Genomic DNA, 6,076 nt, shown 5'->3' on the forward strand with positions numbered 1-6,076 from the left:
CGCAAGCGCAGTGAGCATGGCCGAAAGCAGCAGGCGGGCCACGCCATCGGGATCGTCAAGGCTCGCGTGCAGGTGGGCGCGGCGGAGCAGCCACAGGGTGAAAGCCACGATCAAGGGTTCGGGCAGGTCGCCGGCGACGAATCCGAGCACGCCGAAATGGCTACCCGCGCGCCAGTCGCAGAACGCGCTGGCGGCAAGTTCCGCGCCGATGATCCACGGCCAGGCACGGCTTCGGGAAAGCAACAGCACGCCGAAGCGGAAGCCGAAGGGCAGTACCCAATAAGGTTGGTGGCCGGGCCACAACGCCACCCAGGCAAGGAAGTAGACCAGGCCAAGAAAGGGGCCGGAGCTGGCCCAGGATCGATTCGCGCGCATGGTGGCGATCTTATGAGGATATTCGCGTCGGCGGGAGAACCTGCGTAAAGTACAAATCATGTACAGCATCGTCCTGGTCGATGACCACGCTATCGTGCGCGAAGGGTTCAAGCGCCTCATCGACATGGAGGCGGACCTCGATGTGATCGCCGAGTGCCGCAACGCCGACGAAGCGGTGGAGGCGGTTGCCCTGCATCGGCCGGACCTAGTTGCGGTGGATCTTTCCCTGCCTGACGGCAGCGGCCTGCCGCTGATCGAGCATCTGCGCAGCGTAGCGCCTGACACGCGTATCGTGGTGCTGAGCATGCACGATGGCGAGCCCTACGTTTCGGAGGCCTTGCGCCGTGGCGCGTCGGGCTACGTCACCAAGGGCGTGGCTCCCGAGGAACTGGTGGCGGGCATGCGCGCGGTGTTGCGCGGCGAGGAATACCTGAGCTCGGACCTCAAGGAAAAGCGCGCGGGACGGGCGCCGGAAACGCTCGATCCGATCAACAGGCTTACCGCCCGCGAGCGCGAGGTATTCCTGTTGCTGGCTTCGGGCAGGGCGCCCAAACAGGTTGCCGCGGCCTTGGGGATAGGGCAGAAAACGGTATATATCCACCGCGCCAGCGTCATGAACAAGCTGGGAGCGGGATCGGAACTGGATCTCTACCGCATGGCCAGCGAACGCGGCCTTGCCGGTTAGCCCTTGACGCTGTCGAGCATCTGCTTGGCGTGGGCCCGGGTCTGTTTGGTGATTTCAACGCCGCCGAGCATGCGCGAGAGTTCCTCGCGGCGGCCGATGGTGTCCAGTACGTCGACTTCGGTGCGCGTGGAGGTTCCATCGGTGGACTTGGACACGCGCAGGTGAGCGTGTCCCTGTGCCGCTACTTGCGGCAAGTGGGTGACGCAGAGCACCTGGCAACGCTCGCCCAGCGCGCGCAATTTCTGGCCGACGACTTCCGCTACGGCGCCGCCGATGCCGGTGTCCACTTCATCGAAAACCATGCAGCCGATGGTGTCGTTGCCCAGGGTGGCTACCTCGATGGCAAGGCTGATGCGTGCCAGCTCGCCGCCCGAGGCCACTTTGCGCAGGGCGCGCGGAGGTTGCCCGGGATTGGCACTGACGAGGAACTCGCAGCGCTCGCGGCCTTGCGGATCCGGATCAGTGCCGGTTTCATCGGCAAGCTCAATGCGCACGATGCCGCCGGCCATGCCCAGCCCCGCCATGAGCGCGGTCACTTCATCGCCCAGCCGCGTGGCTGCGGCCCGGCGCGCCTTCGATAGCGACACTGCGGCGGCGGTCCAGGCAGCCAGGTGCCTGTCGCGTTCGCGCCCGAGGTTCTCCAGTGCTTCGCCTGCGCCTTCAAGTTCCGTGAGTTCCTCGCGCAGTTCTACCGCCTTGGCGCCGAGCTCGGCCATCGGCAGGCGGTAGCGGCGGGAGAGGTCATGCAGGTGCGACAGGTGAGTCTCGCTTTCGGCGAAGCGCTCGGGGTCGAGGTCGACATCCTGGGCGTAGCGGCCCAGGGCATCGACGGCTTCGCCGAGCTGGATCTGCGCGTTGTCGATCAGTTCCACCTGCGGCGCCAGGCGGGGGTCGATCTCTGCCAGGCGCTGCAATTCCAGTTGCGCGCGCAGCAGGGCGCGGCCGATCGCCAGTTCGCTCTCGCCGTCGATCAGTTCGACAACGGCCGAGGCGCCCTCGGCCAGCCTCCCGGCGTTGGCCAGTCGGCGGTGGTTGGCTTCAAGTTCTTCGAAGGCCTGGGGATCGAGCGCCCATCGCTCAAGCTCGGCTGTTTCGTGGCCGAGCATCTCGATGCGGTGTTCGCGGTCGTCGCCGCCGGAGAGCTTCCTGATGCGTAAGCCTGCGTCGCGCCAGGCGCCGGCGGTGGCGGCCACTTCGGCCAGGAGCCCTTCGTTGCCGGCGTAGGCGTCGAGCAGGGCGAGCTGGTGGCTGCGCGAAAGCAGCGCCTGGTGCTCGTGCTGCCCGTGGATCTCCACCAGCTGGGTGGCAAGTTCGGACAGTTGCGCCAGGCTTGCCGGCCGGCCATTGATCCATGCCCGTGAACTGCCGTCGCGGATCACCCGGCGCAACTGGCAGCCTTGTCCATCGTCCAGTTCCTCCTGGCGAAGCCATGCCAGGGCCAGGGGCAGGGCGGCGAGGTCGAATTCGGCCGATAGCTCCGCGCGGTCGCTGCCGGCGCGGATCATGCCGCTGTCGGCACGTCCGCCGGCCAGCAACATGAGCGCATCCACCAGTAGGGATTTGCCCGCGCCCGTCTCGCCACTGACCACGGTAAGCCCCGGCCCGAAGGCGATTTCCGCTTCCTCTACCACGGCAAACTGGCGAACATAGAGCGATGTCAGCATGGAAGAGGGGGCGGCCATTGGGTTGCAACGATTGTAGCTGCCTTCCCGTCGCACGGAATGCGACAATGCCGCCGCCTATTGCAAGTCCCCCGCTTCGGCCTTATTGAAGCTAAGGTCAACTGATCCAACCCATCCACCTCCAGATACCGCCTAAAACGTGTCCACGATCCCGTCTGAAGGTACCGAACTCGATGCGCGGGCGCGCCGGCTGCTCCGGACGCTGATCGCCCAGTACCTGGTGGATGGAGAACCTGTGGGCTCGCGCACCCTTTCGCGATCGTCGGGCCTGGAAGTGAGCCCGGCCACCATCCGCAACATCATGGCGGACCTGGAAGACGCAGGGTTCGTGTCCTCGCCGCACACCTCCGCCGGCCGCATCCCCACGCCGCGCGGCCTGCGCCTGTTTGTCGACAGCCTGATCGAATTGAAGCCGCTGCCGCGCGAAGAAATGGTCTTCCTGCAGCGGCAGCTTCCACCGCAGCAGACCACCACGCGCGACCTCCTGGGCAATGTATCGAACCTGCTGTCGGCGATGACCCACTTCGCCGGCGTGGTCAGCGTGCCTCGCCAGGCCGACTTCCCGCTTCGACACATCGATTTCGTGGCGTTGCCCGACGAACGGGTACTGGTGATCCTGCAGTTTTCCGACAACCACGTGCAGAACCGCATCGTCCAGCTCACCAAGCCGTTGTCGCCGGGCCAGCTCGAAGAGGCCGCTAATTACCTCAACCATCAGTTCGCCGGCTTCCGCATCGACGATATCCGGAGCTTCCTGCTGGGCGAGTTGCGAGCTGCCAGCAGTGAACTGAACCGGCTGCTCTCCAGCACCGTGGAGTTGGCGGCGGCGTCCTTCGCCCCGGAGGGGGCGGCCGATGTGCTGGTGACCGGCCAGACCAACCTCATGGGGTATTCGGAGCTGGCCGACATCGAGCGCCTGCGTGATCTTTTCGATGCATTCCAGCAGAAACGCGATCTCCTGCAACTGATGGAAGTGTGCGCCAAGGCGCCCGGGGTGCGGCTTTTCATCGGTGAGGAGTCAGGTTTTTCGGCCCTCGACGGCTGCAGCGTGGTCACGGCCTCCTACGGGGCGCAGGGCAGGGTACTGGGCGCGGTGGGCGTCATCGGGCCCACGCGCATGGCCTACGAACGCGTCATTCCCGTGGTACAGGCAACGGCCAGTTTGCTCTCCGATGCCTTGAATCGGGCCGCGACGGCCTCATAACCGCGGCGGGAGGCGGTTTTTTACCGCGAATGTTCACACCCGGGTGGTATTGCCCGTGGTTTTTTACGTCGACATTTGGAGTCAGCATGCAAAACACCGACCCGCACGCGCCGAACCCGGCGCCGGAAGACAGCGCGGCCACCGGCGGCGACGAGCGCAATGCCGAGATCGAGGCGCTCACCATCCGCCTGGTCCAGGCTGAAGGCGAACTGGCGCAAATGCGCGAGATCGTCCTGCGCGAGCGGGCCGAGATCGAAAACCAGCGGCGGCGCCTGCAGCGGGACCTCGACCAGGCCCGCCGCTTCGCCAACGAGAAGATCCTGGCCGACCTCCTGCCCGTGTTCGACGGACTGGACCGGGGCCTGGCGATCGAGACCGACGACGCGGCGACGCTGCGCGAAGGCATGGAACTCACCCTGAAGTCGCTGGACAAGCTCGGCCAGACCCATGGGTTGAAGGTCATCGATCCCCTCCACCAGCCGTTCAACCCGGACCACCACCAGGCCATGAGCATGGTCCAGTCGCGTGAGTTCGAGCCCAATACGGTGGTGGCGGTACTGCAGAAAGGCTTCGTGCTCAACGACCGTCTGCTGCGTCCGGCACTGGTGGCGGTGGCGAAGGAAGCGGAATAGGCCGTTTTTTCGCAGGCGCCCTAATGTCGACGCTAAAGCATTGAATCGAGGGGCTCGGGCCCCACTTATTTGACCTAGTCGCGGCCGCGGGGGCCGCCTTGAAATCCGGAGCAATGAAACATGGGCAAGATCATCGGTATCGACCTTGGTACGACCAACTCCTGCGTCGCCGTCATGGACGGCTCGACCGCACGGGTGATCGAGAATTCCGAAGGCGACCGCACCACGCCGTCCATCGTGGCCTTCACCAAAGACGGCGAAGTGCTGGTAGGCGCGCCGGCCAAGCGCCAGAGCGTGACCAACCCGAAGAACACCTTCTATGCGGTGAAGCGCCTGATCGGCCGCAAGTTCACCGACGCTGAAGTGCAGAAAGACCTGGACATCGTTCCCTACGGCATCGCCGCGCACGACAACGGCGACGCCTGGGTGCAGACCGGCGACGGCAAGAAGATGGCGCCGCAGGAGATCTCGGCCAAAGTGCTGATGAAGATGAAGAAGACCGCCGAGGACTACCTCGGTGAGGCGGTCACCGAAGCGGTGATCACGGTACCTGCCTACTTCAACGACAGCCAGCGCCAGGCCACCAAGGACGCCGGCAAGATCGCAGGCCTGGACGTCAAGCGCATCATCAACGAGCCCACCGCGGCCGCGCTGGCCTATGGCCTGGACAAGAAGGGTGCCGATCGCAAGATTGCCGTGTACGACCTCGGCGGCGGCACCTTCGACGTGTCCATCATCGAGATCGCCGAAGTGGACGGCGAGAAGCAGTTCGAGGTGCTGGCCACCAACGGCGACACCTTCCTCGGTGGCGAGGACTTCGACAAGCGCGTCATCGACTACCTCGTCGATGAATTCAACAAGGAGCAGGGCATCGACCTGCGCAAGGACCACCTTGCACTGCAGCGCCTGAAGGATGCCGCCGAGCGCGCGAAGATCGAACTGTCTTCCTCGCACCAGACTGACGTGAACCTGCCCTACGTCACGGCCGATGCCTCGGGCCCGAAGCACCTGAACATCAAGCTCACCCGCGCCAAGCTCGAGGCGCTGGTCGAAGACCTCGTCAAGCGCACCATCGATCCCTGCCGCACGGCCCTGAACGATGCTGGCCTGCGCGTCTCGGACATCGACGAAGTGCTGCTGGTCGGCGGCCAGACCCGCATGCCCAAGGTGCAGGAAGCGGTCAAGGACTTCTTCGGTAAGGAACCGCGGAAGGACGTCAACCCCGATGAAGCCGTCGCCGTGGGCGCGGCCATCCAGGGCGGCGTGCTGGGCGGCACGGTGAAGGATGTCCTGCTGCTGGACGTCACCCCGCTGTCGCTGGGCATCGAGACCATGGGCGGGGTGTTCACCAAGCTGATCGAGAAGAACACCACGATCCCGACCAAGGCCTCGCAGACTTTCTCGACCGCCGACGACAACCAGACCGCCGTCACCGTGCACGTGCTGCAGGGTGAGCGCGACCAGGCCCGCTTCAACAAGTCACTGGCCAAGTTCGACC

At 65.2% G+C, this 6,076-nt stretch carries 6 protein-coding genes; 4 read left to right on the plus strand and 2 right to left on the minus strand.

The window, feature by feature from the left end; all coding sequences use genetic code 11:
* Window positions 1–375: MASE1 domain-containing protein (locus VK519_RS10515; RefSeq protein WP_324349619.1), on the minus strand; the 375-nt coding region annotated here is incomplete at its 3' end.
* A gap of 58 nt (window positions 376–433) precedes the next feature.
* On the opposite strand from VK519_RS10515, the gene VK519_RS10520 reads away from it, so the two are divergent.
* Window positions 434–1,060, plus strand: coding sequence for a response regulator transcription factor (locus VK519_RS10520; RefSeq protein WP_324349620.1), 627 nt, complete (start codon window positions 434–436; stop codon window positions 1,058–1,060).
* Here VK519_RS10520 and recN read toward each other — a convergent pair.
* Window positions 1,057–2,724 carry a DNA repair protein RecN gene (gene recN / locus VK519_RS10525; protein WP_324349622.1) on the minus strand — a complete coding sequence of 556 codons (1,668 nt, stop codon included), beginning with the start codon at window positions 2,722–2,724 and terminating at the stop codon, window positions 1,057–1,059. The two genes, VK519_RS10520 and recN, sit on opposite strands and share 4 nt — an antisense overlap.
* A gap of 166 nt (window positions 2,725–2,890) precedes the next feature.
* Between recN and hrcA the strand changes: the two genes are divergently transcribed.
* From hrcA to dnaK, 3 genes are all read left to right on the plus strand, one after another.
* The gene (gene hrcA, locus VK519_RS10530; RefSeq protein ID WP_324349628.1) at window positions 2,891–3,946 is read left to right on the plus strand and encodes a heat-inducible transcriptional repressor HrcA; all 1,056 of its coding nucleotides are present in this window, start codon (window positions 2,891–2,893) and stop codon (window positions 3,944–3,946) included.
* Between the two features lie 86 nt (window positions 3,947–4,032).
* Window positions 4,033–4,578, plus strand: coding sequence for a nucleotide exchange factor GrpE (gene grpE / locus VK519_RS10535; RefSeq protein WP_324349624.1), 546 nt, complete (start codon window positions 4,033–4,035; stop codon window positions 4,576–4,578).
* A gap of 120 nt (window positions 4,579–4,698) precedes the next feature.
* On the plus strand, window positions 4,699–6,076 hold a 1,378-nt coding region (gene dnaK / locus VK519_RS10540; protein ID WP_324349626.1), incomplete at its 3' end, for a molecular chaperone DnaK.

The organism is Pinirhizobacter sp. (assembly GCF_035317885.1).
Lineage (GTDB): Bacteria > Pseudomonadota > Gammaproteobacteria > Xanthomonadales > Rhodanobacteraceae > Pinirhizobacter.

Coding starts and splice junctions, on each gene's coding strand:
- VK519_RS10520 (WP_324349620.1), top strand. CDS start 434: ATGTACAGCATCGTCCTGGTCGATGACCACGCTATCGTGCGCGAAGGG.
- grpE (WP_324349624.1), top strand. CDS start 4,033: ATGCAAAACACCGACCCGCACGCGCCGAACCCGGCGCCGGAAGACAGC.
- recN (WP_324349622.1), bottom strand. CDS start 2,724: ATGCTGACATCGCTCTATGTTCGCCAGTTTGCCGTGGTAGAGGAAGCG.